At 71.3% G+C, this 20,017-nt stretch carries 22 protein-coding genes and 3 pseudogenes; 14 read left to right on the plus strand and 11 right to left on the minus strand.

Translation table 11 applies throughout. The annotated features are described in order from the left end of the window. Window positions 1–59: 59 nt before the first annotated feature. A complete protein-coding gene (locus N7925_RS14960) occupies window positions 60–902 on the minus strand; it encodes an ABC transporter permease (RefSeq protein ID WP_274344116.1) in 843 nt (280 codons plus the stop codon). Continuing rightward, window positions 899–2,044 carry an ATP-binding cassette domain-containing protein gene (locus N7925_RS14965; RefSeq protein ID WP_274344117.1) on the minus strand — a complete coding sequence of 382 codons (1,146 nt, stop codon included), beginning with the start codon at window positions 2,042–2,044 and terminating at the stop codon, window positions 899–901. The genes N7925_RS14960 and N7925_RS14965 overlap by 4 nt, the downstream gene beginning before the upstream one ends. A gap of 127 nt (window positions 2,045–2,171) precedes the next feature. Here N7925_RS14965 and N7925_RS14970 point away from each other — a divergent pair, with 127 nt between their 5' ends. Both N7925_RS14970 and N7925_RS14975 read left to right on the plus strand, forming a co-directional pair. Then, complete coding sequence (locus tag N7925_RS14970; protein ID WP_274344118.1) at window positions 2,172–3,080, plus strand: TetR/AcrR family transcriptional regulator; 909 nt, start codon at window positions 2,172–2,174, stop codon at window positions 3,078–3,080. Window positions 3,081–3,111: 31 nt separating this feature from the next. After that, the gene (locus N7925_RS14975; RefSeq protein WP_274344119.1) at window positions 3,112–3,516 is read left to right on the plus strand and encodes a PPOX class F420-dependent oxidoreductase; all 405 of its coding nucleotides are present in this window, start codon (window positions 3,112–3,114) and stop codon (window positions 3,514–3,516) included. 42 nt (window positions 3,517–3,558) lie between these two features. On the opposite strand, the gene N7925_RS14980 is transcribed toward N7925_RS14975, so the two are convergent. Further along, window positions 3,559–4,599: a WD40 repeat domain-containing protein gene (locus N7925_RS14980; protein WP_274344120.1), complete on the minus strand. Its 1,041-nt coding sequence runs from the start codon at window positions 4,597–4,599 to the stop codon at window positions 3,559–3,561. A gap of 58 nt (window positions 4,600–4,657) precedes the next feature. On the opposite strand from N7925_RS14980, the gene N7925_RS14985 reads away from it, so the two are divergent. Next, entirely contained in the window at window positions 4,658–5,377 is a 720-nt protein-coding gene (locus tag N7925_RS14985) for a GDSL-type esterase/lipase family protein (RefSeq protein WP_274344121.1), read from the plus strand. 51 nt (window positions 5,378–5,428) lie between these two features. On the opposite strand, the gene N7925_RS14990 is transcribed toward N7925_RS14985, so the two are convergent. Together N7925_RS14990 and N7925_RS14995 are read right to left on the minus strand one after the other, a co-directional pair. Beyond that, window positions 5,429–6,160: an N-acyl homoserine lactonase family protein gene (locus tag N7925_RS14990; protein WP_274346474.1), complete on the minus strand. Its 732-nt coding sequence runs from the start codon at window positions 6,158–6,160 to the stop codon at window positions 5,429–5,431. A gap of 176 nt (window positions 6,161–6,336) precedes the next feature. Then, complete coding sequence (locus tag N7925_RS14995) at window positions 6,337–6,978, minus strand: TetR/AcrR family transcriptional regulator (protein WP_265600114.1); 642 nt, start codon at window positions 6,976–6,978, stop codon at window positions 6,337–6,339. Window positions 6,979–7,358: 380 nt separating this feature from the next. On the opposite strand from N7925_RS14995, the gene N7925_RS15000 reads away from it, so the two are divergent. Then, the gene (locus N7925_RS15000; protein WP_265600115.1) at window positions 7,359–8,069 is read left to right on the plus strand and encodes a hypothetical protein; all 711 of its coding nucleotides are present in this window, start codon (window positions 7,359–7,361) and stop codon (window positions 8,067–8,069) included. Here N7925_RS15000 and N7925_RS15005 read toward each other — a convergent pair. Then, window positions 8,059–10,356, minus strand: coding sequence for a glycoside hydrolase family 3 N-terminal domain-containing protein (locus N7925_RS15005; RefSeq protein WP_274346475.1), 2,298 nt, complete (start codon window positions 10,354–10,356; stop codon window positions 8,059–8,061). The genes N7925_RS15000 and N7925_RS15005 overlap by 11 nt on opposite strands. A 258-nt stretch (window positions 10,357–10,614) precedes the next feature. On the opposite strand from N7925_RS15005, the gene N7925_RS15010 reads away from it, so the two are divergent. Beyond that, window positions 10,615–11,214 (plus strand): TetR/AcrR family transcriptional regulator, encoded by a 600-nt coding sequence (locus N7925_RS15010; protein WP_265600116.1) that lies wholly within the window; start codon window positions 10,615–10,617, stop codon window positions 11,212–11,214. A gap of 70 nt (window positions 11,215–11,284) precedes the next feature. On the opposite strand, the pseudogene N7925_RS15015 reads toward N7925_RS15010, so the two are convergent. After that, window positions 11,285–11,557, minus strand: a pseudogene (locus N7925_RS15015) (GerMN domain-containing protein); the annotation flags it as partial. Here N7925_RS15015 and N7925_RS15020 point away from each other — a divergent pair. Further along, window positions 11,550–11,720, plus strand: a pseudogene (locus N7925_RS15020) (ABC transporter permease); the annotation flags it as partial. The pseudogenes N7925_RS15015 and N7925_RS15020 overlap by 8 nt on opposite strands. Before the next feature lie 70 nt (window positions 11,721–11,790). Here the strand turns inward: N7925_RS15020 and N7925_RS15025 are convergent. Continuing rightward, entirely contained in the window at window positions 11,791–12,693 is a 903-nt protein-coding gene (locus N7925_RS15025) for a CPBP family intramembrane glutamic endopeptidase (protein ID WP_265600117.1), read from the minus strand. 378 nt (window positions 12,694–13,071) lie between these two features. On the opposite strand from N7925_RS15025, the gene N7925_RS15030 reads away from it, so the two are divergent. After that, window positions 13,072–13,857, plus strand: coding sequence for an SAM-dependent methyltransferase (locus N7925_RS15030; protein WP_274344122.1), 786 nt, complete (start codon window positions 13,072–13,074; stop codon window positions 13,855–13,857). Here N7925_RS15030 and N7925_RS15035 read toward each other — a convergent pair. Continuing rightward, entirely contained in the window at window positions 13,830–14,987 is a 1,158-nt protein-coding gene (locus tag N7925_RS15035) for a hypothetical protein (protein ID WP_274344123.1), read from the minus strand. The genes N7925_RS15030 and N7925_RS15035 overlap by 28 nt on opposite strands. 219 nt (window positions 14,988–15,206) lie before the next feature. On the opposite strand from N7925_RS15035, the gene N7925_RS15040 reads away from it, so the two are divergent. The 4 genes from N7925_RS15040 to N7925_RS15055 all read left to right on the plus strand — a co-directional run bounded on the left by N7925_RS15040 (window position 15,207) and on the right by N7925_RS15055 (window position 17,543). Further along, window positions 15,207–15,449, plus strand: a complete 243-nt coding sequence (locus N7925_RS15040; RefSeq protein WP_274344124.1) for a type II toxin-antitoxin system Phd/YefM family antitoxin — start codon at window positions 15,207–15,209, stop codon at window positions 15,447–15,449. A 3-nt stretch (window positions 15,450–15,452) separates the two neighbouring features. After that, window positions 15,453–15,731 (plus strand): type II toxin-antitoxin system RelE family toxin, encoded by a 279-nt coding sequence (locus N7925_RS15045; RefSeq protein ID WP_274344125.1) that lies wholly within the window; start codon window positions 15,453–15,455, stop codon window positions 15,729–15,731. Window positions 15,732–15,921: 190 nt separating this feature from the next. Then, the gene (locus tag N7925_RS15050) at window positions 15,922–16,710 is read left to right on the plus strand and encodes a hypothetical protein (RefSeq protein WP_274344126.1); all 789 of its coding nucleotides are present in this window, start codon (window positions 15,922–15,924) and stop codon (window positions 16,708–16,710) included. A 140-nt stretch (window positions 16,711–16,850) separates the two neighbouring features. Continuing rightward, complete coding sequence (locus tag N7925_RS15055) at window positions 16,851–17,543, plus strand: HNH endonuclease family protein (RefSeq protein ID WP_443032346.1); 693 nt, start codon at window positions 16,851–16,853, stop codon at window positions 17,541–17,543. 29 nt (window positions 17,544–17,572) lie between these two features. Here the strand turns inward: N7925_RS15055 and N7925_RS15060 are convergent, their stop codons facing one another. Continuing rightward, window positions 17,573–17,998, minus strand: a complete 426-nt coding sequence (locus N7925_RS15060; protein ID WP_265600122.1) for a hypothetical protein — start codon at window positions 17,996–17,998, stop codon at window positions 17,573–17,575. 82 nt (window positions 17,999–18,080) lie between these two features. On the opposite strand from N7925_RS15060, the gene N7925_RS15065 reads away from it, so the two are divergent. The 3 genes and pseudogenes from N7925_RS15065 to N7925_RS15075 all read left to right on the plus strand — a co-directional run. Next, on the plus strand, window positions 18,081–18,899 hold the full coding sequence (locus N7925_RS15065; RefSeq protein WP_274344128.1) for a helix-turn-helix domain-containing protein: 819 nt from the start codon (window positions 18,081–18,083) through the stop codon (window positions 18,897–18,899). Continuing rightward, on the plus strand, window positions 18,896–19,135 hold the full coding sequence (locus tag N7925_RS15070) for a DUF397 domain-containing protein (RefSeq protein ID WP_274344129.1): 240 nt from the start codon (window positions 18,896–18,898) through the stop codon (window positions 19,133–19,135). Before N7925_RS15065 ends, N7925_RS15070 begins: the two co-directional genes overlap by 4 nt. Next, window positions 19,114–19,354: pseudogene (locus N7925_RS15075) on the plus strand (IS5 family transposase); the annotation flags it as partial. The gene N7925_RS15070 and the pseudogene N7925_RS15075, both read left to right, overlap by 22 nt. On the opposite strand, the gene N7925_RS15080 reads toward N7925_RS15075, so the two are convergent. Further along, window positions 19,338–20,000, minus strand: a complete 663-nt coding sequence (locus N7925_RS15080) for an HAD family hydrolase (RefSeq protein WP_274344130.1) — start codon at window positions 19,998–20,000, stop codon at window positions 19,338–19,340. The pseudogene N7925_RS15075 and the gene N7925_RS15080 sit on opposite strands and share 17 nt — an antisense overlap. Window positions 20,001–20,017: the final 17 nt, after the last annotated feature.

Genomic DNA, 20,017 nt, shown 5'->3' on the forward strand with positions numbered 1-20,017 from the left:
CGTGCGCCCGACCCGCCCCGCGCACGTCCCCGCCCCCCTGCCCCCAGCCCCTCAGGCCCTCACCGGCTCAGGCGCTGGAAGCGGCGCACCGCCAGCGGCAGGAACACCAGCGTGATCACGAGCGGCCACACCACGGCCATCAGCAGGGCGTGCTCCTCGACCCAGGTGCCGCCGCCCGCCACGGGGTTGCCGAACAGCTCGCGGGCGGCCGTCGCCGTCGAGGAGATCGGGTTCCAGGCGGCGATCGTGCCCAGCCAGCCGGGCATCAGGGACGGGGCCACGAAGGTGCTGGAGATCATCGTGACGGGGAAGGCCACCGCGTACAGCCCGCCCGCCGCCTCCGGCGTGGGCACCAACATGCCGAGCCAGACGCCCACCCAGATCAGGCTGAACCGCAGCAGCAGGAGCAGCCCGAACGCCCCGAGGGCGGCCGGCACCCCGCCGTCCGCGCGCCAGCCGATCAGCACCGCGGTGACGGCCAGGATGGTCAGTTCGGCGGCGGCCACCACCAGGTCGGCCGCTCCGCGTCCGGAGGCGAAGGCGGAGGGGGCCATCGGCATGGACCGGAAGCGGTCGACGACCCCCTTGGCGGCGTCGGTGACGACGGCCACGGCGGTGTTCATGAAGCCCATGGCCATGGTCATGGCGAACATGCCGGGCATCAGGAACTCCCGGTAGTCCCCGCCCCCGGGCACCTTCATCGCGCTGCCGAAGACGTATCCGTACAGCAGGACGGAGAGGATCGGGAAGCCGAGCTGCCAGACGACGGCGGAGGGGTGGCGCTGGTAGTGGGTGAGGGTGCGGCGGGTGATGTTCCAGCAGTCGGAGACCGCCCAGAGGACAGAGGCGCGGTCGCGGACCGGGCCCGTCGCCTCGGCGGGGTTCGTTTCGAGTGCGGTCATGCCGCCGCCACCTCCGCGGTGTCGTGATTGTCGGTGTCGTGGTTGTCGGTGTCGTGGTTGTCGGTGTCGCGACGCCCGGTGTCGCGGCCCTCGGCGTCGCGCCCCTCGGCGTCGGGCCCCTCGGCGTCGGGCCCCCCGGCGTCGGGTGCCGTGCCGTGGCCCGTCAGGCGCAGGAACACGTCGTCCAGGCTGGGCCGGCGCAGCCCGATGTCCTCCACCGCGATCCCTTCGTCCTGGAGGCTCCGGGCCACCTCGGTGAGTGCGGCCACCCGGTCGGCAACCTGGGCGTGCACCCGACGGGCGGCGGCGTCCGTGACGACGAGCCCGCCGCCGGCCACCCGGTCGACGGCCCTCGCCACCGCGCCGAGGTCTCCCGCGTCGGTGGCCACCACCTCGATCCGGTCGCCGCCGATCCGGTTCTTCAGCGCGTCCGGGGTGTCGTCGGCGATGGCCCGTCCCCGGTCGATGACGGTGATGTGCGAGGCGAGCCTGTCCGCCTCGTCCAGGTACTGCGTGGTCAGCAGCACGGTCGTGCCGCCCGCCACCAGCGCCCGGACCGCGTCCCAGACCTCGCCCCGGCCGCGCGGGTCGAGCCCGGTCGTCGGCTCGTCCAGGAAGAGCACGTCGGGCTGGAGGATCATCGAGGAGGCCAGGTCGAGCCGTCGCCGCATGCCGCCGCTGTACTCCTTGGCGCCCTTGTCGGCGGCCTCGGCCAGGTCGAACCGGTCCAGCAGTTCCCCGGCGCGCTGCCGGGCCCGGCGGTTGCCGAGGTGGAAGAGCCGCCCGAACATCTCCAGGTTCTGCCGCCCGGTGAGGCCTTCGTCGACGGCCGCGTACTGGCCGGTGAGCCCGATCCGGCTCCGTACGCGGCGGGGTTCGCGCGCCACGTCGAGCCCCGCGACCTCCGCCCGGCCCGCGTCGTACCGCAGGAGCGTGGCGAGGACCCGCACGGCGGTGGTCTTGCCCGCCCCGTTCGGACCGAGCAGGCCGTGGACGGTGCCGGGGCGCACGGCGAGGTCGAATCCGTCGAGCGCCCGCTTCTCCGTCCCGCCCTTGCCCCGCCCCCGGTACCGCTTCACGACGCCTTCGGCGAGCACCGCGTACCCGGACGCGGACCCCGACCCGGTTTTAGACATGAGCATGGCGCAACCCCCTGTTTCTCGAACCGATCGGAAGCTAACTGGGTACACCGTACCCCGTATTGGGTACAGCGTACTCCAATACGAGTACGGCGTACCCACATCTGTTCCGGAGCACTACGCTGACCCCATGGCGAAAGACGGATCGACAGCGGCGACGGACGGCACGGCCACCGGGAGCGGCGACATCGCGCGCAGCCTGGAACTCCTGTGGGGCACCGGGGACCGCCCCAGCCGCGGCCCCAAACCGGGGCTCTCGCTGGACCGGATCGTCACCGCCGCCATCGCCGTCGCGGACGCGGAAGGGCTGGCCGCCGTCTCCATGCGCCGGCTCTCCACCGAGCTCGGCACGGGCACGATGTCGCTCTACCGGTACGTCCCCGGCAAGGCCGAACTGCTGGACCTGATGCTCGACCGGGTGCTGGGCGAGCCCCTGCCCACCGACACGGAGCATCCTGTCGAAGCGCCCCCCGCCGACTGGCGGGCGTCCATCGACGCCATGGCCCGCACCTACCTGGACAACCTGCGCGCCCACCCCTGGCTGCTGAAGATCAACCAGGCCCGTACGGTGCTCGGCCCCAGCGCCCTGCGCGGCCTCGAACTCTCCCTCACCGCCCTGCGGTCCATGGGCCTGCGCGACCCCGAGCTGATCGGCGTGATCATCACGGTCAACAGCTTCGTGGAGGGCCTCGCCCGCACCCAGGCCGACGCGGCGGAGGCGGTACGGGAGACGGGGCTGAGCGACCAGGAGTTCTGGGACAACCAGCGCCCCTACCTGGAGCGGGCCATGCTCAGCGGCGCGTACCCGATGATGGCGGGCCTGTCGGAGGATGCCTTCAGCGCCGAGTTCGACCACTTCGCGTTCGGGCTGCGACGGCTGATCGCCGGTTTCGAGGCCCTGGTCGCGGAGCGGGCTCCGGACTGGGCCACGGACGGGACCACGGACCCGGCCACGGACCCGGCCACGGACCCGGCTATGGACGGGACAACGGACGCGACCACGGACGGGACCACGAAGCGGACCGCAGCCCGGAAGTGACAGCGCCACCGGCCCGTGCCCCAATGGATATATGGACGCCAGCCGGGAGCTCGCTCCTTTCGCCAAGCAGTACGCCGTCCTGCTGAGCACCCACCGGCAGGACGGGACGCCCGTCGGCACACCGGTCAACATCGCCGTCGAGGGCGATCACGCGTTCATCCGCACGTTCTCCTCCGCCTGGAAGGTCGAGCGGATGCGTAACCACCCGCAGGTGGAGATCGCCCCCTGCACGGTCCGGGGCAGACCCACCGGACCGCAGATCAGGGCACACGCACGGCTGCTGCGGCCGGGCACGAAGGAGAACACGCACGCGGCGCGGATGCTGTCGCGGAAGTACCCGGTGGTGCAGGGCGTGCTCGTCCCGTTCGCGCACCGGCTGAAGCGGGACCGGACCCTGCACTACGAGGTGTGGCCGGTGACGGACGACGACACCTGAGCCCGAGCGAGCCGCGAGCCCCCCGGCCGCTGGAAGCTTCGCCTACTTACGCCGCCGCTTCAACGCGAACCAGACGGCCACGGCCCCGACGAGGACGGCGGCCCCGAGGGCCGCATTGCCGCTGCCGCCCTCGCCCGCATCGCCTGCGCCCTTCCGGTCGCCGCCCTTCGAGGGAGCCCCGGAACCCTCGCCGGACCCACCGCCGGGCCCGGAACCCCTCCCCGGCCCGCCCTCCGTCTCCACGCGGACGACCTCGCTGCCGGCCCCCTCCGAGCCGAACATCAAGGCCGATCCGTCCGCCGTGTACGTCACCGACTCGGCCTGCCGCTGGAACGGGGCGGCGACCGACCGGTCCTCACCGAGGCGGCCGTTCTCGAAGGCGTACGCGCGGGCGCTGAAGTACGAGCGCAGCACCAGCCGGGTCCCGTCGGGCGAGAAGGCCCCGTCCGTGACCCACGGCACCTCGCCGACCCGCCGGAACACGTTCGGAGAGTCGGCGGTGAGCTTCGCGGGGCCCTCATAAAGGCCGCCGCCGTCCTCGTTCTTGGAGGCGATGTAGACGCGGCCGGTCTTCGGGTGGGCCATCAGCGCCTCGGCGTTGCGGGCCCCGTCGGCGTACGTCACGTCGTACTGCACGGCCGTGACCGTGGCGTCGCGCAGGGTCTTCGGCTCGGGGAAACGGTAGATCCAGACGTGGTCCCAGGTGCCGTCGAGATTGTCGCCGATGTCCCCGACGTAGAGGTCGCCGTCCGGCCCGATCGAGATGCCCTCGACGTCCCTCGGCTCCCCCACGCCCCGCATCGTGATGGTCGCGAGGGTCTTCCCGGTGCGGGAGTCGACGGCGTAGACGTAGGGGCCGTCGTCGCTGTCGTTGTGCGTCCAGTAGACGCCGGGGTGCGCGCGGCTGGCGGCGAGGCCGCTGGACTCGGTGATACGGGGGTCCTCGATCGTGAAGTCACGGTCGGGCCGTCCGTCGTCGGCCACGGCCGGACCGGCCCCGGCGAACAGCGGAAGGGCGACGGCGAGAGCGGCGGCGAGGGTGGCGGCGGCGCGGCCCACCGGGCCGGTCGGATACGAGGGCATGGCCCAAGTGTCCACCGTCACGTCGCAGGCCGGAGCCGTGATCGGCCATGATGACGCCATGCGTTTTCTCCCGGTCGGCGATTCCATGACCATCGGCGCCACCGGCGACTTCACCTGGCGCTACCGGATGTGGCAGCACTTCGAGGCGTTCCCCGGCCTCCGGTACGAGATCGTCGGCCCGCGCGCGACGCTGTACGACGTCGAGGCGGACGCCCCGGTCTCCCACGCGTACGCCGACCCGTCCTTCCCGCCCGCCGCCCGCCGTCACCTGTCCGGCTGGGGCGAGGGCTGGCTGCACATGGCCCCGGTGATCGCGGACGCGGTGCGCGCGGCGGAGGCGGACGTCCTGCTGGTCTCGCTCGGCCTGATAGACCTCGGGTTCTACACGGACGCCGAGCAGACGGCGGCCAACGCCCGCGCGTTCATCACGGCGGCCCGCACGGCCAACCCGCGCCTGCGCATGGTGCTGCTCCCGGTGATACCGAACATCCGGGCCGTGACGGACGCCCCCTTCGCCGCCTCCTGCGCTCACTTCAACGAGCTCCTCGCCAAGTCCGTGGCCGACCTCGACGAACCGTCCTCACCACTCCTGCTGGCCTCGCACCCCACGGCGTACGACATCCGCACGGACACCTACGACGGCACCCACCCCGGCCCGACGGGCGAGCACAAACTCGCCGCCGCCTTCGCCGACGCGATGCACCAGGCGTGGGAGCTGGGCGGCCCGTACGCGGCACCGCTCCCGGCCTCCTCACCCCCGGCCTCGGTCTCGGTCTGAAGCGCGGGCGCCGGCTGAAGGGCCCCGCACGGGCCGGACGCGGCCGCGGTGCTACTCGGTCGGTGCGCCGACCTTCCCCGACGCCGGCTCCCACACCGAGCAGTCGTGCGCGAAGAGCACCCGCGCCGGGTCGAAGTCGGCCATCCGGTCCATCCAGGGCCGATACGGAGGAAGCGGCTGTGCCGCTCCATCGAGCGCGGCGCGGCGGGCCAGTTCGTCGGAGGCGTAGTGCGAGGCGAAGTCGTGGGCCTGGCCGGCGAGGACGACGACCGTGCCGTCGCCCCGGCGGACGGCCAGCGACTGATGCCCGGCCGTATGCCCGGGAGTCGGGACGACATACACCCCCGGCCAGAGCTCCGCTTCCCCGTTGAGCTCCTCGTACACCGCGCCGGGAAAGTCGACCAGTGCGTCGATGGTGTACCCGCTCCGGCGCGCGACGGCCGGCTCGCTCTCCTGGACCAGGATGGGCACCCCGGCCAGCAGGGGGTTGCCGCCGATGTGGTCGAAGTGAAGGTGGCAGTTCACCACGACGGTCACATCCTCAAGCGCCACTCCCACGGCGGCCAGCGCGCCCTCCAGCCGGCGGCGCCGGGGACGGTAACGCGCTTCGGCCCCGGGGTCCCCCGCGCCAATGCCCGTATCGAAGAGGAGCCGCCCGCGTTCGTGTTCCACCAAGTAGGCGAGTACCGGCTCCACCCTCGGCTGCGGGCCTCCGGTCTCCGCTGCCGGACGGACGAAGTAGCCAAGGTCCATCCGGTGAACGGCGGTCGGGTTGCTCTTCATGCCCACCAGACTCTCCGCCCGGTCGGCCCAGAGCAAGGCCCGCGCCGATGCGCCGCCGACGTTCCCGCCGGCCACGGGAGCCTCGGCCACCCCGGCTCCCGCGCCCCGGCGCGTACGGCTGGGCCCCGAGCTTCAACCGCTCCGGGCTTCAACCGCCCCGGGCTCACCCCGCCCGCTCACCCGCTTCGCTGCGCACCCAGCATCGACAGCGCCAGCTGGGTCAGCTCCCCCGAGACCTCCCCGGGGCGGGCCCGGCGGCTGCGGCGGGTGTGGTGGGCCATCAGCTCGTGGACCGTGCCGACCATCACCATCACGTCGACCCGGTGGTCCCGGTCCTCCGCCTCGCCGCGCTCCACCGCCCGTTCGGCCTCCCCGGTCAGGAACTCCGTCCACAGGGCCCGCCAGAGCTTGCAGTGCTCGTCCACCACGGCGCTCACACCCAGCACTTCGACGAACGTCACCCGGGCCTCGCGCGGGTCCCTGGTGACGGCCTCCACGTACGCGTCGAAGAGCAGTTGGACCCGCTCCGCGATCGAGCGGTTCTCGATGCCATCGGCCAACAGGGCGCGCTCCGCAGCCCGTAGTCCGGTCGTCGTGACCCGGTTGTGGAGGGCGATGAGCAGCCCCTCCCGGGAGCCGTACTCCTGACGCAGCACCTCCACCGGCACACCGGCCGCCGCGCACACATCGTGCTCGGCGGTGGCCCGGTATCCGTTGATGCCGTACAACTCCCTGGCTGCTTCCAGAAGTTGTTCGCGCGCCTGTGTGCGCGCGGCATCCCCGGGCCCGGTCCGTTGAACCGTCCAGCTCTCCGCCACCGGTCCTCCTTGAGCGCAAGGTGCGGGAGAGGGGCCTGCGCGCCTCTGCACGAACCGCCGCCCCATTGTGCTCGCCCCACCGGCGTCCGGACGGCCACGCCACACCCATTTGGGGGAATACCCGCACGCGGAAACGCTTCTTCTTTACGCGCCCCGGATGCGCCCCAAACTCACCCCGCACTCGCCCGGTACTCGTCCGGTACTCACCCCGCGACAGCTTCGCGGAGCCCGGCAGAGCCCGGCAGGGCCCAGCGAGCCCCGGCAGAGCCCCGCCACCCCCGCCTTGAACGCGTTCAAACAGCTCTGCCACCATGGGCCGTAGCTGCCGCCCCGATGGGGACGTGCCGCGTGCATCGCTGTGCGCAAGGGGGACTGAAACAGTGGAGAAGAAGCGTCCGTACGGGCTGTCGCTGCTCCTCTCGATGCTGACCCTGTTCATCGAAGCGGTCATCGCGCTCATCGTGTCCGTCGTGTACGGCTTCACGCAGGAGTCGCCGAACGCGGGCGGCGGTTCGGTGTTGTTCCTCTTCTTCCTGCCTGTGCTCGCCCTGTTCGGGCTCGCAGTCGCGGGCATGCTGTCCGTGCTCCTCGTCTTCCCGACCGCCTGGCTGAGCGGCGTGCTGGGACGCCGGTTCGGCGGGCGGGAGGCGTGGTGGTGGGTGCCGGCGGTGGCGGCGGCCGTCTCCCTCGTGCTCGTCGTCGCTCTGTCCGGCGGTACGGGGCCGGCCGGCATCGCGGTGGCCTGGCTGCTGACCACGGCCGCGCTCACCGTTCCGGCGCTGCTCTGGCGGTCGCGCCGGGAGCGGGTCTTCGGGCCGGTGACGCTCTGGGGTCTGGTCGCCGTGGTCCTCACCGCCGTCCTCGGCGGCGTCGGTCTGGCGACGGGACTGATTCCCGAGTACCGCCCGCCGTCGGTCACCTCGGCGGATCTCGTCGGATGCTGGTCCGACGGGCGCGGCGGAACGCTCACCTTCACGGCCGACGGCCGGGTCACCGCTGTCGATGTCGGCGTCGACGCCGACATCGACGGCGGTAGCCGCGAACCCGACGCGTGCAGCCCCGCCGGCCATGGCTCCCGGCTCAGCCCTTGACCGTGAACTCCCCCCGCAGCAGCGCCCCGTCGCGGGAGGACGGGCCCACCAGCAGCTCGAAGCGGCCCGGCTCCACGACGCGGAGGCCCTCCGCGTCCACGAGGGTGCAGTCGGCCGCCGGGAGTTCGAAGAGGACCTCCTGCGCCTCCCCGGGGGCCAGCGCCACCTGCCGGTAGGCCTTCAGCTCCTTCTCCGCCCAGGTCACCGAGGTCACCGTGTCGCTCACGTACACCTGCACGGTCTCCAGCGCGGGCCGCGTCCCCGTGTTGGTCACCGTGACCCTGGCCCGTACGGTCTCCGACGCGTCGACCACCGACGTCAGCACCTCCAGGTCCGTGTAGTCGACCGTCGTGTAGCTCAGCCCCTCGCCGAACGCGAACGCCGGGCGCTGGGTGAGGTCCGCGTAGCGCGAGCCGTGCTGGCCGCGCACCTGGTTGTAGTACGTCGGCTGCTGGCCCGCGTGCCGGGCGAAGGACAGCGGGAGCCGGCCGGTCGGCTCGATCAGGCCGAGCAGCAGCTCCGCGACCGCCCGGCCGCCGAGCATCCCCGGGTTGGCCGCGTACACGATCGCCGCCGCACCGAGCGCGGACGGCGGCAGCACCAGCGGCTTCGAGCTGATCACCACGACCACCAGCGGCTTGCCCGTCGCCGCCAGGGCGTCCAGCAACGCCACCTGGTCGCCGACGAGTTCGAGTGTGGCGGTGGACTTGCCCTCGCCGATCAGCTCGATCCGGTCGCCCACGACGGCCACCACGTGGTCGGCGGCCTCGGCGGCGGCGACCGCCTCCGCGATCAGCCGGACGTCGGGGGCCGCCGGGACGACGACCTCCGGGCGGGGCTGGCCGTCCGGGAAGAACGCGCCCTCCGGATCGGGGCCCACGTCGAGGATCCGGGCCCCGGGCGCGTACGCGACCGTCCAGTCGGCGGGCACGTGGTCGCGGAAGCCGTCGAGGACGGTACGGATCATGGCGCGCGGCTGGCCTTCCGGCAGCCAGTCGGCCTGGCCCGAGGAGCCTGCCCAGTCGCCCAACTGGGTCTGCGCGTCGTCCGCGTTGGGGCCGATGACCGCCACCGTACGGGGACGGGGGCTGCCGGAGGCGAGGGGCCTGCCCCGGCCCGCCTCGTCCGCCGTCAGGCCGCCCGCGAACGGCAGCGTGCCGTCATTGGTCAGCAGCACCAGGGAGCGGCGGGCCGCCTCCAGGTTCAGTACGGCGTGCGCCCCGCTGCCGATGACCTCGGCCTGCCGGGCCGCGTCGGGGTGGCGCGGGTCCTCGAAGAGGCCCAGCTCGAACTTGAGCGTCAGGATCCGGCGTACGGCGGCGTCGATCTCGGCCTCCGTCAACGCGCCCTGCGCCACGGCCTCCTGGGCTCCCGCGAAGAAGTTCGACGTGGTCATCACCATGTCGTTGCCCGCGCGGACCGCCGCCGCCGACGCCTGCGCGTAGTCGGCGTAGACCTTCTGCTCCCACACCATGCGGCCGACGTTGTCCCAGTCGGTGACCAGGGTCCCGGTGTAGCCCCACTCACCGCGCAGCACCTCGTTGAGCAGCCAGTTGTTCACGGTGATCGGCACGCCGTCCATCGACTGGTAGCCGAGCATGAACGTGCGGCAGCCCTCCTTGGCGACCCGCTCGAACGGCGGCAGGAACCAGGAGCGCAGCTTGCGCCGCGAGATGTCGGCCTCGCTGGCGTCCCGGCCGCCCTGGGTCTCCGAGTACCCGGCGAAGTGCTTGGCGCAGGCCAGGATCGCGGTCGGGTCGCCGAGGCCGTCGCCCTGGTAGCCGCGCACCATCGCGGAGGCCAGCTCGCCGATCAGGAACGGGTCCTCGCCGAACGTCTCGCTCACCCGGCCCCACCGCAGGTCCCGGGTGATGCAGAGCACCGGCGAGAACGTCCAGTGCACCCCGGTCGCCGCGACCTCGACCGCCGTGGCCCGGGCGATCCGCTCCACCAGCTCCGGGTCCCAGGTGGCGGCCATCCCGAGCTGCGTCGGGTAGATCGTGGCCCCCTCCCAGAAGGAGTGCCCGTGGATGCAGTCCTCGGCGACGAGCAGCGGGATGCGCAGCCGGGTCTTCCCGGTGAGCACGGCGGCCTCACTCACCCGTTCCGGCGAAGCGTGCAGGATCGAGCCCGCGTGCAGGTCCTCGACGAGGTGCCGCACCCCCTCCTTGGCGTTGAGCTGGAGCATCTGGCCGACCTTCTCGGGCAGCGTCATGCGCCCCAGGAGGTCGGCGACCCGCTCCGCGACGGGCAGCGCGGGGTCGAGGTACGGCGGCTTGAGGCCCACAGGAGTTCCTTTCACGAAAGCACTCCGCCGTACCGTACGCTCAATCCCGACCGCTTGGTAAGTATTGAGGGAACCGGGATTCGCTCCTGTGAGAATCTGGGCCGGAGCGGAGGGAGCGGCGGTGCGAGAGAGGTGTCCGATTCCGATGACGACGGTGAGTACGGGTTCAGCGGGTTCCCCAGGTTCAGCCGGCCTGGCGGGTTCGGCGGGTTCCACGGGCCCGGCGGGCAGCCTGGCGAGTTCGGCGGGTGATCGCGCGTGACCTCCGGGACGCCGCGCGGCTACGCCAAGGGCCGGGCCAAGCGGACCGAGATCCTCGACCAGGCGATGGCCCTGTTCGGCGAGGCCGGCTACCGGGGTGCGTCGCTCCGGGTGATCGCCACCCGCTGCGGCATCTCCCACCCGGGTCTCCTCCACCACTTCCCGACGAAGGAGGCTCTGCTCCTCGCCGTGCTCCAGCACCGCGACGACGTGGACGACGCGTGGCTGGCCCTGGGCCCGACCCGGGGCGTCGACCATCTGCGCCGGCTCACCGACCTCGCGGAGCTGAACGCCAAGCGGCGCGGGATCGTCGAGCTGTTCTCGGTGGTCGCGGCGGAGGCCACCTCCCCCGACCACCCGGCGCACGCGTACTTCGAGGCCCGCTACCGCACCTCGCTCGCCAACACCGAACTGGCCTACCGTCAGGCCCGGGAGGCGGGCGAACTCCGGGAGGACGTCGACCCGTCGGCCGCCGCACAGCAGCTCATCGCGCTGATGGACGGCCTCCAGATCCAGTGGCTGATCAGCGACTGCGCGACGGACATGGCGGCCGTGCTGCGGGCGCACGTCCAGACGCAGCTGACCGTACGGTTCTGACGCCCGCTTCAGAACCGTACGGTCAGGCCCGCCCGCCCCGCCCCACGGCCGGGCCCGCCCGCCGCGATCCTCAGCCGCCCAGATACCCCGCGCACCGCAGCGGCCCCAGCACCGGCCCCTCCCCCGGGCGGATGATCACCTCCACCTCGTCCGCCCGGACCCCGGCCTCGCGCACGGACTGGAAGCTGGCGAGCGTGCAGACGAGCTGCCCCGTCACCTGTTCCCGCGCCTCCGCCCAGTACGAGCCCTCCAGCTCCACGGTGACGCGGGTCCCGTCCCCGGTCACGGTGTAGCCGCTGGGAGGGTGGAGCAGGGTGGTCAGCCCTTCGCGCCGCTCGGCGGCCACGTACGGGTTCGCGCGGGCGCAGGGGTGGACGACGGTGGTCCCGCCCTGGTCCCTGGCGGGCGGCTTGGCCGCGACCCTGCTGATCGGCGTGGTCGCGGGCCTCTACCCGGCGATCCGCGCCTCGCGCCTGCACCCGACGGTGGCGCTGAACGCGACCTGAGGAGGACAGACGTGAGAACGGGAGCTGAGGAGGACAGACCTCGGGAGGACGGGCCTCAGGAGGGCAGACGTCAGGGGCTGACCCGCTCGATGCCTCGACGCTCCGCGATCTTCGCCATGGTCAGGCAGTACAGCGGGGCGAAGACGAGTTCGAGGACCAGGGCCTGCCAGGGGGCGTCGGCGGCGGTGCTGGTGTCGTCGAGCTCCCCGAAGCCCGCCGCCAGGCCGAAGGCCAGCACGTTGTTGGCGACGTGCAGGACGATCACCGCTTCGAGACCGCCGGTACGGATCACCAGCCAGCCCCACCACAGCGCCGAGTAGAGCAGCAGGAGGAAGCCGGAGAGTTCGCCGAACCCGTGGGCCAGGGCGAACAGGAGGGACGCCAGCACGACCGCGGGCCAGGGTGAGCGCACGACCCGGCCGATCACCTGGACCAGCCAGCCCCGGAAGACGTACTCCTCGGCGGCGGCCTGGAACGGCACGAGCGCCAGCACCACGGCCAGGCTCAGCAGAAAGTAGGGCCAGCCCGGGAAGCCCGTACCGGACTCCGTGAGCGGTTCCGCGTCCCACGTCCAGGCGATCAGCAGCCCGATCTGGACGGCCATGAGCGGGAAGCCCACCGCGGCGCAGCGCCCCAGCCAGCCCCAGCGCAGCCGCCCGACGACGGAGGACACGGTCCCGGCCGGCCGTCGGCCGAGACCGTGGGCCACCCACAGGACGATGGGTATGCCGACCGCGATGCCGACGAGCGAGATGGCCAGTTCGGCGACCGGGTCCTCGAAGAAGAGTTCGCTGTCCGGTGAGGCGGGCCCCGCGTCCAGCACCCCGGCGATGATCGCGCCGACCAAGCTGACCACCAGGACGCCCAGCACGACCAGCAGCACCGCCAACACCAGTTCGCCCAGCCAGCCGAACCGTCCACCCTGCCCGTTGCGCCCCTGCTCCTCGTAGCGGGAGCCCGAGGGTGCCCGCACCGGCCCGGTCGGCGGGCGGCTCCATTCCGGGGGCCGGTCCCAGCCCTGCCAGGCGGAGTCGGGCGGACGGGGCGGTTCGGCCGAGGACGGCGGCGGGGACCAGTGAGAGGGGGGAGGCGCGGGAGACGGGGGCGGCGAGGGAGACGAGTTCGGAGGCTGGGGCACGTCAGGAGGCGGGTTCACACCAGCGATCTTCGGTTGCCGCCCGGGGACGGGTCAACGCGGATGCCCGGCGGGACGGACCCGCGTGCGGCCGGGCGTAACCGCAGGGCGGGCGCGGGGACGCACCGAGGCCCGAACACCCTTCCGCTGCAACGCTATTGCTGTGGCAGACTGCGTCGACCGATTGGTCCACACCACGTGTATCAGGAGTCCGGCATGACGGCAGCGACGCCCCACCCCCCGATCGACACCAGCAAGCCCCACTCGGCCCGGGTCTACGACGCGCTGCTCGGCGGCAAGGACAACTATCCCGTGGACCAGCAGGTGGCGGAGCTCCTGCCCGTCGAGGCGAAGGTCGGCGCCCGGCAGCAGCGCTCCTTCATGAACCGCGCGACGGCCTGGCTGGCGGGCGAGGGCGTGACGCAGTTCCTGGACATCGGGACCGGCATCCCCACCGCGCCGAACCTGCACCAGACGGCCCAGGAGATTCGCCCCTCCGCCCGGGTCGTCTACTGCGACAACGACCCCATCGTCCTGCGCCACGCGGAAGCGCTGCTGGTCAGCCGCCCGGAGGGCGTGACGGACTACGTCCACGCCGACGTCCGCGAGCCCGCGATCATCCTCGACGCGGCCCGCGAGACCCTGGACTTCGACCGCCCGATCGCCCTGTCCCTCCTCGGCCTGCTCCACTTCCTCCCGGACGCCGAGGACCCGATCGGCATCATCCGTACGTTCACGAGCACCATGGCCCCCGGCAGCTACGTCGTGCTGTCCCACGGCGCGTCCGACGTGAACGAGGAGGTCGGGCAGCAGAGCGAGGACGAGTACAAGAAGGGCGGCATCCAGCTGGCCCTGCGGAGCCGCGAGGAGTTCTCCCGATTCTTCGAGGGCCTGGAGATCGTCGCCCCGGGCCTGGTGAAGGCCCCGGAGTGGTTCAACGGCACGCTAGCGCCCACCCAGGAGTTCAGCGGCATCTACGTGGCCGTGGCCCGGGTCCCGTAACCGGGAGGCCCCTCAACGCCCCCGCCCGCCCTGGCCTCGGCGGCGACGAGCTCCCGCCAGGGCGGACGCGGTGGTTCGGGGTCGGCCTCGGCGCGGGCCAACGCGTCGGCCCAGTGGGCACGTTGCTGCTCGCGGTGGCAGGGCCCGCACGTGGTGACCCACGACGCGTGCGGGCGGAACATGTGCTCTCCGCCGGGCCCGTCGCAGGCGATCGGGAGCAGCGGTGGCGACGGTGCGGGCTCTGCCGCCACCAACAGGTCCGCCGCCTCCTCCGGGTGCGGGGGCAGCTTCTCCACCAGCCGGTGCGCCAGGAACCCGAACGCCGAACGCACCCCGCCCTCCGGCAGCGCGCTGCTCAGCGCCAGCCGCAGGTCTCCGGCGCTGACGCCCCGCCGCAACCACTCGGCGGCGAGCGCGCCGAGCTTGCGGGCCTCGCGCACCCCGAGCGAGAGCTCACGCGTCTGGTGCCGCAGCGAGAGCAACACGCGCTCAGCGAGGAGAACTTCAGCCGGGTCCGGGTCCTGGACCAGGTCCGGGTCCAGGTCCCGACCCTGGCCCGGGTCCTGCTCCTGCTCCCGCTCCTGCTCCTGCTCCTGCTCCTGCTCCTGCGACTCGCTTTCCGTCTCCACGGTCACTTCGGTGGGTGGGTGGGAAGAGTCTTCGCCCCGTTCTTCGTCTGCGGGTAATTGACCACCGGCCGTCCGACCGGTCGGCTCACCGACCGTCGGAGAGTGCGTACTCGGAGCGGGCCACGCGTCCGGGCGGGCGGAAGGGCCCACGTTCCCGTACCCGTCGGCGGGAACACCGGCGCGGACCCGTGCAGCCTGATCGGCCGTCAGCGGCTCGTTGCTGAACACCTGGACGGTACGCCAGCGCCCTGCGTCGAGGCTCTCCCGCTTCTCATGCACGTACCCGTGTGTCACGAGGTCGGACTTGGCCTTCTGGTAGGCACGACCGGTCATACGGAGAGCGCGGGCGTGCTCGCCCAGAGCCTTGTCGCGGTCCTCTTCGGGCAGCCCCTGGACGTAGAGGACCAGGACCTTCGCGTCGCTGCCGAGACGCGGATGACGCACGAGGCTGTTGGGGGCCTTCGTATAGCCCCGAGGGGGCGGGATAACATGCGAAAGCATCGCGGGTGGACTCCTGATCCACTAGTGGTGAAGGCCCTCGGGTAGGTGCGCAAACACCCCCGGGGGCCGCCCTATGCGCTGCGAAAAGCTGCGCGCACGGAGCGTGATGTCACGATCACCGTACCGCAGAGAGTTACCCCCCCCAACACTCTCCGCTCGACCAGGTGAGACATATGTACATCTGCCACATCTGTCACATTGGCGTGCATAAGTGAGCCCGTGACCGAATCCATGGCAGAGGTACGCAAGCACCTCGCGGACGTCATCGACCGCGCGCGCCGTGACGAGACGCCCACGATCATCACCCGCCGAGGCAAGAGTGAATACCGGCGCCTGCGCGAGGCCGCCGAGCGGTACGAGGACGAGTGGCTCAACCGACTCGCGGACGAGGCCGAGGCCGAGGGAACCGATGGATCAGTATCCCTCGAAGAGATGGCCGCACTCCTCCGGTCGGCCAACTGACCCATGGGCCACGTCACACGATTCACGGCCCACGCACAGCGTGACCTTCTCAAGGTTCCCCTGCCGGAAGCCCGACGCGTCCTCGGCCGCCTGTCAGACCTCCAAAAAGCCTTGGACACGGGAGACCTCTCGGCGTTCGACGTCAAGCCGCTCCAGGGCCACGAGGCACGATGGCGCCTCCGACTAGGTGGCTACCGGGCCGTCTACACCGTGGAGGGCGGTCGGCTCATCGTCTGGGTACTCGCCGTGGGCCACCAGCGCGAGATCTATCGATCCCGCTGAGCTCACCGTTCGCCCCCCCTTGGCCCGGCACCGAGTGGGAGCGCGGCCGGGCCCTGGTGATCAAATCGTTGCCGCACCGCGCACAACCGCACACCCCCGCCCCTGGTCTCCTGGTCAGCCGCGAGGAAAACCTCGGGCGCGCGCGCCTGCGCGCGCAGCCCCGGGCGGCTGGGGAGAGGACGGGATCGACGTGAAGAGCGTGAAGAGAACGACGCGGAGAGCGGTGGTGGCCGGCGCGGCCGCGGCCGTGTTGACCGGGGTGGCGGCGGTGCCGGCCGGGGCGGCGGAGGGCGGGGTCGCTTTCTCCCGGGTCACGGTGAACGGCGGGAAGCCGATCGTGATCGGGGTCAAGAAGGAGGTCGAGCTGTACGTGACCTTCCGGATGACGACCAAACTCAAGCACAAGTCCTACCCGACGGTGTTCCCCTACCGGGGCAAGCTCGGCTCCAGCGAAACGCTGTGGAATTCCATCCTCGTCAACGACTGCGTGGTCGTGAACAAGGCGAAAGGGATCTGCGACTTCGAGGAGTGGCTGACCATCGACCCGCGGCACTACGACTTCGGGAACGAGGACGCCGGCGCCTGGAAGACGGCCGCGCAGCTGTACCTCCCCAAGGGCGCCGAGGACATCGACGACGAGAAGCTCCCGTTGCAGGTGAAGCGGGCCACCCGTGTCACGGTCAACGCCTCGCCGGAGCCGATCGTGAAGGGGAAGACGCTCACCGTGACCGGAAAGGTCAGCCGGGCGAACTGGGACACCCACACGTACCAGGGGTACGGGGGCCGCTCGGTGAGCCTCCAGTTCAAGGCGGCGGGCTCCTCCTCGTACAAGACGGTCAAGAAGGCGACGTCGAGCAAGACAGGGGCGCTGAAGACCACGGTGAAGGCCACCGGCGCGGGGACGTGGCGGTGGACGTACTACGGCAACACGACGTCCGGCGCGAGTTCGTCGACCGGGGACCGGGTCGCCATCCGGTAGACGGGGGCGTGTCGGGGGCGAGGTGACCGGGGTCGCTGAGCGCGGGCTGCGGAAGCGTTCCTCCGGTGAACTCGCGAGCCCGTACGGGTGATTGCGGACGCACAGGCTACGCGAAGCCGGAGCGCGGCCGGTAGAACGCGCTGGTGATCAAGAACCTCGCGCGCGCTATCGGCGCGCTCACCCTCGCCCTCGCCCCCCTTCTCCCATCTCCCGCCGCTCAGGCAGCTCCGGCCGCTCCCGCCGCTCCGGTGGCGGAGGTGACGACCCTGGCCGACGCGGTCGGTCTGCTGAAGGTGACCGAGGAGAACCGCTCCGGCTACACCGCTTCGTCCTTCCGGCACTGGAACGCGGGTGAGGACCCGACGGACGGGTGCGACACCCGGGCCGAGGTCCTCCTCGCCGAAGCGGTCGTCGCACCGACCGTGGGGTCCGGCTGCAAGCTGACCGGCGGCAGGTGGACGTCCTACTTCGACGGCCAGGAGGTCACCGACGCCGGGTCCCTGGACGTCGCCCACCTCGTCGCGCCCGCCGAGGCCTGGGATTCCGGCGCCTCCGCCTGGACCGCGGAGCAGCGGGAGGCCTACGCGAACGACCAGGGGTCGGACGTCTCCCTGGTCGCGGTCACATCGCGCACCAACCGCCAGAAGGCGGACAAGGACCCGGCGGACTGGATGCCGCCGTCCCCGGAGGTCCAGTGCCGGTATACCGCGGAGTGGGTGTCGACCAAGCTCCGCTGGCAGCTCACCGCGGACGACCGCGAGCTGGAAGCGCTGAAGGTGTACGCCGAGGGGCCGTGCGAGGACGCCATCGTCCGCTACGCACCCGCGGTCTGACCCACCCGAGAACGACAAGCCGGCCTCGCTCACTCCCTCACGGCGCACCCCGCCCGCAGCCAGGCCATCTCGTGCAGCAACCCACCGTCCACGAAGGGATCCTGGGCGGTGGGCCGCGACCGCCAGTCCAGCGGCCAGGTCCCCCCGTCCAGCGCCGGAACACCCACGAACGCGGCCCCGCGCGCGTTCCTGCTCATCGCCTCCACCCCGGGGGGCCACCGGTGCCCGGCAGCGGTGCCGGGCGCGAGCAGGAAGTACATGCTGCGCTCGCCGATACCTGAGCGGACGATGGGCCCGGCGTGGAAGTCGGTGAACTGCATGACCTCGTACGCGATTTCCTCGCCGAGCAGGCCGACGGCACGGACGGCGTCGAAGTGGATGCCGACGTGACGGAGGGCGTGGCCGGCGGCGGGGATCCAGGAGGGCACCGGATCCGGTGAATTCTTCAGTTCCATGCGCTCAGCTTTATGCCGAACACGTACCGTGACCAGGGTCACAAGCGAGTTGTGGACAGTGGTGTACATACGAGGTGAGCCCGTGCACTCCCGTGATCAGCCCGAAAGCACCGCCGAGATGTTCGGCCTGCTGCTCAGGCACTTCCGCGAGCGGTCCGGACTGTCCCAGGAGCAGTTGGGCAAGCGGATCGGCTACTCCAAGTCGCAAGTGGCGATGGTGGAACGGGGCGCGCGACCGCCGACAGGCGTCTTCGTGCAGCGGGCCGACGAGGTGCTGGGTGCACAAGGTGCACTGATCGTCGCGGCACCGAAGCCGCCGAAGAAGCGCAGCCCGCTGCCGGAGTGGTTCACGCCCTTCGCGGAAGAGGAGGAGAAGGCGTGGGCCCGGCACTCGTACGAGAACCAGGTCATGCCAGGTCTGCTCCAGACGGAGGCGTACGCACGGGCGGTCTTCACGATCCACTACCCCACCTATGACGACGACGAGATCGAGGCGAAGGTCGCGGCGCGGCTCGAACGGCAGAAGCTGCTGTCCCGCAGGCCGCTGCCCGACATCAGCTTCGTCCTGGAGATGATCGTGCTCACCCGGCCGATCGGTGGCCGCCGGGTCATGAAGGCCCAGCTCCACCACCTCGCCGACGTGGCGCGGCTCCGGCATGTGCGGATCCAGCTGATGGATCCAGACCGCGAGGACCACGCGGCGCTGGACGGCCCCTTCGTCCTGTTGGAGACCGACAAGCGTCAGCAACTCGCCTACATCGAGGGTCAGGGAGGTAGCTTCTTCGTCACCGAACATCCGGAGCTGGGCAACCTGTTCGGCACGTATGGCGTCACGCGAGCCCAGGCATACACTCCGGAGAGGACGCTGGAGACGATCGAGAAGATGGCAGAGGAACTATGAGCACCGACCTCCACTGGTTCAAGTCCAGCTACAGCGGCCCCCAGGGCGGCGACTGCGTAGAGGTGGCGCTCACCTGGTCCAAGTCCACCTACAGCGGCAGCGAGGGCGGCGACTGCATAGAGGTCGCCACCTGCCCCCACACCGTCCACATCCGGGACTCCAAGGACCTCGCCGTCCCCGCGCTCGCCGTCTCCCCCACCTCCTGGACGTCCTTCGTGGAGTTCGCCGCCTCCTGATTCCGGACAAGGCGGACCAGGCCCGCAACCGCAAGAACCTGGGCTCGCGTGGTGGCCGGCCGCCCACGTTCGACGCCGAGGACTACAGAGCCCTTCACGCAGTCGAGTGCGGCATCAATCGCCTCAAAAGACACCGTGCCGTTAGCCACGAGATACGACAAACTCGCGGTCCGCTACGAGGCGACCGTCCTCGTAGCGGCCATCAACGAGTGGCTGTGACCAAGCGGTTCAGGACGGGGAGTACACCGCGCAGATCGTCGCCATCCACCGTGACGGTCGCCGCCGCCCGTGCTCCTACCGAGGCGTTGAACGCCACACTCAGTGGGACGGAGGCGAACAAGGGCAGGTCGGAGCGGCTGTCTCCGACGGCCCCGCACGAGGATGGATCCGCCCCGAGCTCTCGGGCCTGTTCGAGGGCGAAGTCTCGTTTGTCGTACTCGTCGAAGTGGCGGGCGACGCGACCGGTGAACCGGCCCCCGTCTGTCTCCAGCCGAGGTCCGCTGAACGCGTGGAAGCCGAAGCGGTCGGACAGGTAACTGCCAACCGGCGACCAGGCCAGAGTGGCCAGCACGGGCACCAACCCGTTCCGCCGGCACCAGCCCACGGTCTCCGCGATGCCCGAGACCAAGGGAAGTCCAACGAGCCAGCCAGAGACCTGCTCTTCGGACACACCCGCCCAGCCCTTGGCATCCAGCTCCGAGACTTGTCGATTGTCCAGGTCACCGGAGGCGTAGGCATCCTCGGCCTTGGCCAACTCGTCCCGATGGCCGAGGAAGCCGGCCAGAAAGACCGACGAACTCGTGCCTGGGACGAGGGTGCCGTCGACATCGAAGAACACGACGCCCGCACGATCGGATGAGAACACCGGTCAAGGATGTCACC

The sequence above is a fragment of the Streptomyces sp. CA-278952 genome, assembly GCF_028747205.1.
Lineage (GTDB): Bacteria > Actinomycetota > Actinomycetes > Streptomycetales > Streptomycetaceae > Streptomyces.

What these genes read in the sequence shown, in the direction of transcription:
- N7925_RS14960 (WP_274344116.1), bottom strand. Translation starts at nt 902, where the DNA reads ATGACCGCACTCGAAACGAACCCCGCCGAGGCGACGGGCCCGGTCCGC.
- N7925_RS14965 (WP_274344117.1), bottom strand. Translation starts at nt 2,044, where the DNA reads ATGCTCATGTCTAAAACCGGGTCGGGGTCCGCGTCCGGGTACGCGGTG.
- N7925_RS14970 (WP_274344118.1), top strand. Translation starts at nt 2,172, where the DNA reads ATGGCGAAAGACGGATCGACAGCGGCGACGGACGGCACGGCCACCGGG.
- N7925_RS14975 (WP_274344119.1), top strand. Translation starts at nt 3,112, where the DNA reads ATGGACGCCAGCCGGGAGCTCGCTCCTTTCGCCAAGCAGTACGCCGTC.
- N7925_RS14980 (WP_274344120.1), bottom strand. Translation starts at nt 4,599, where the DNA reads ATGCCCTCGTATCCGACCGGCCCGGTGGGCCGCGCCGCCGCCACCCTC.
- N7925_RS14985 (WP_274344121.1), top strand. Translation starts at nt 4,658, where the DNA reads ATGCGTTTTCTCCCGGTCGGCGATTCCATGACCATCGGCGCCACCGGC.
- N7925_RS14990 (WP_274346474.1), bottom strand. Translation starts at nt 6,160, where the DNA reads ATGAAGAGCAACCCGACCGCCGTTCACCGGATGGACCTTGGCTACTTC.
- N7925_RS15030 (WP_274344122.1), top strand. Translation starts at nt 13,072, where the DNA reads ATGACGGCAGCGACGCCCCACCCCCCGATCGACACCAGCAAGCCCCAC.
- N7925_RS15035 (WP_274344123.1), bottom strand. Translation starts at nt 14,987, where the DNA reads ATGCTTTCGCATGTTATCCCGCCCCCTCGGGGCTATACGAAGGCCCCC.
- N7925_RS15045 (WP_274344125.1), top strand. Translation starts at nt 15,453, where the DNA reads ATGGGCCACGTCACACGATTCACGGCCCACGCACAGCGTGACCTTCTC.
- N7925_RS15060 (WP_265600122.1), bottom strand. Translation starts at nt 17,998, where the DNA reads ATGGAACTGAAGAATTCACCGGATCCGGTGCCCTCCTGGATCCCCGCC.
- N7925_RS15070 (WP_274344129.1), top strand. Translation starts at nt 18,896, where the DNA reads ATGAGCACCGACCTCCACTGGTTCAAGTCCAGCTACAGCGGCCCCCAG.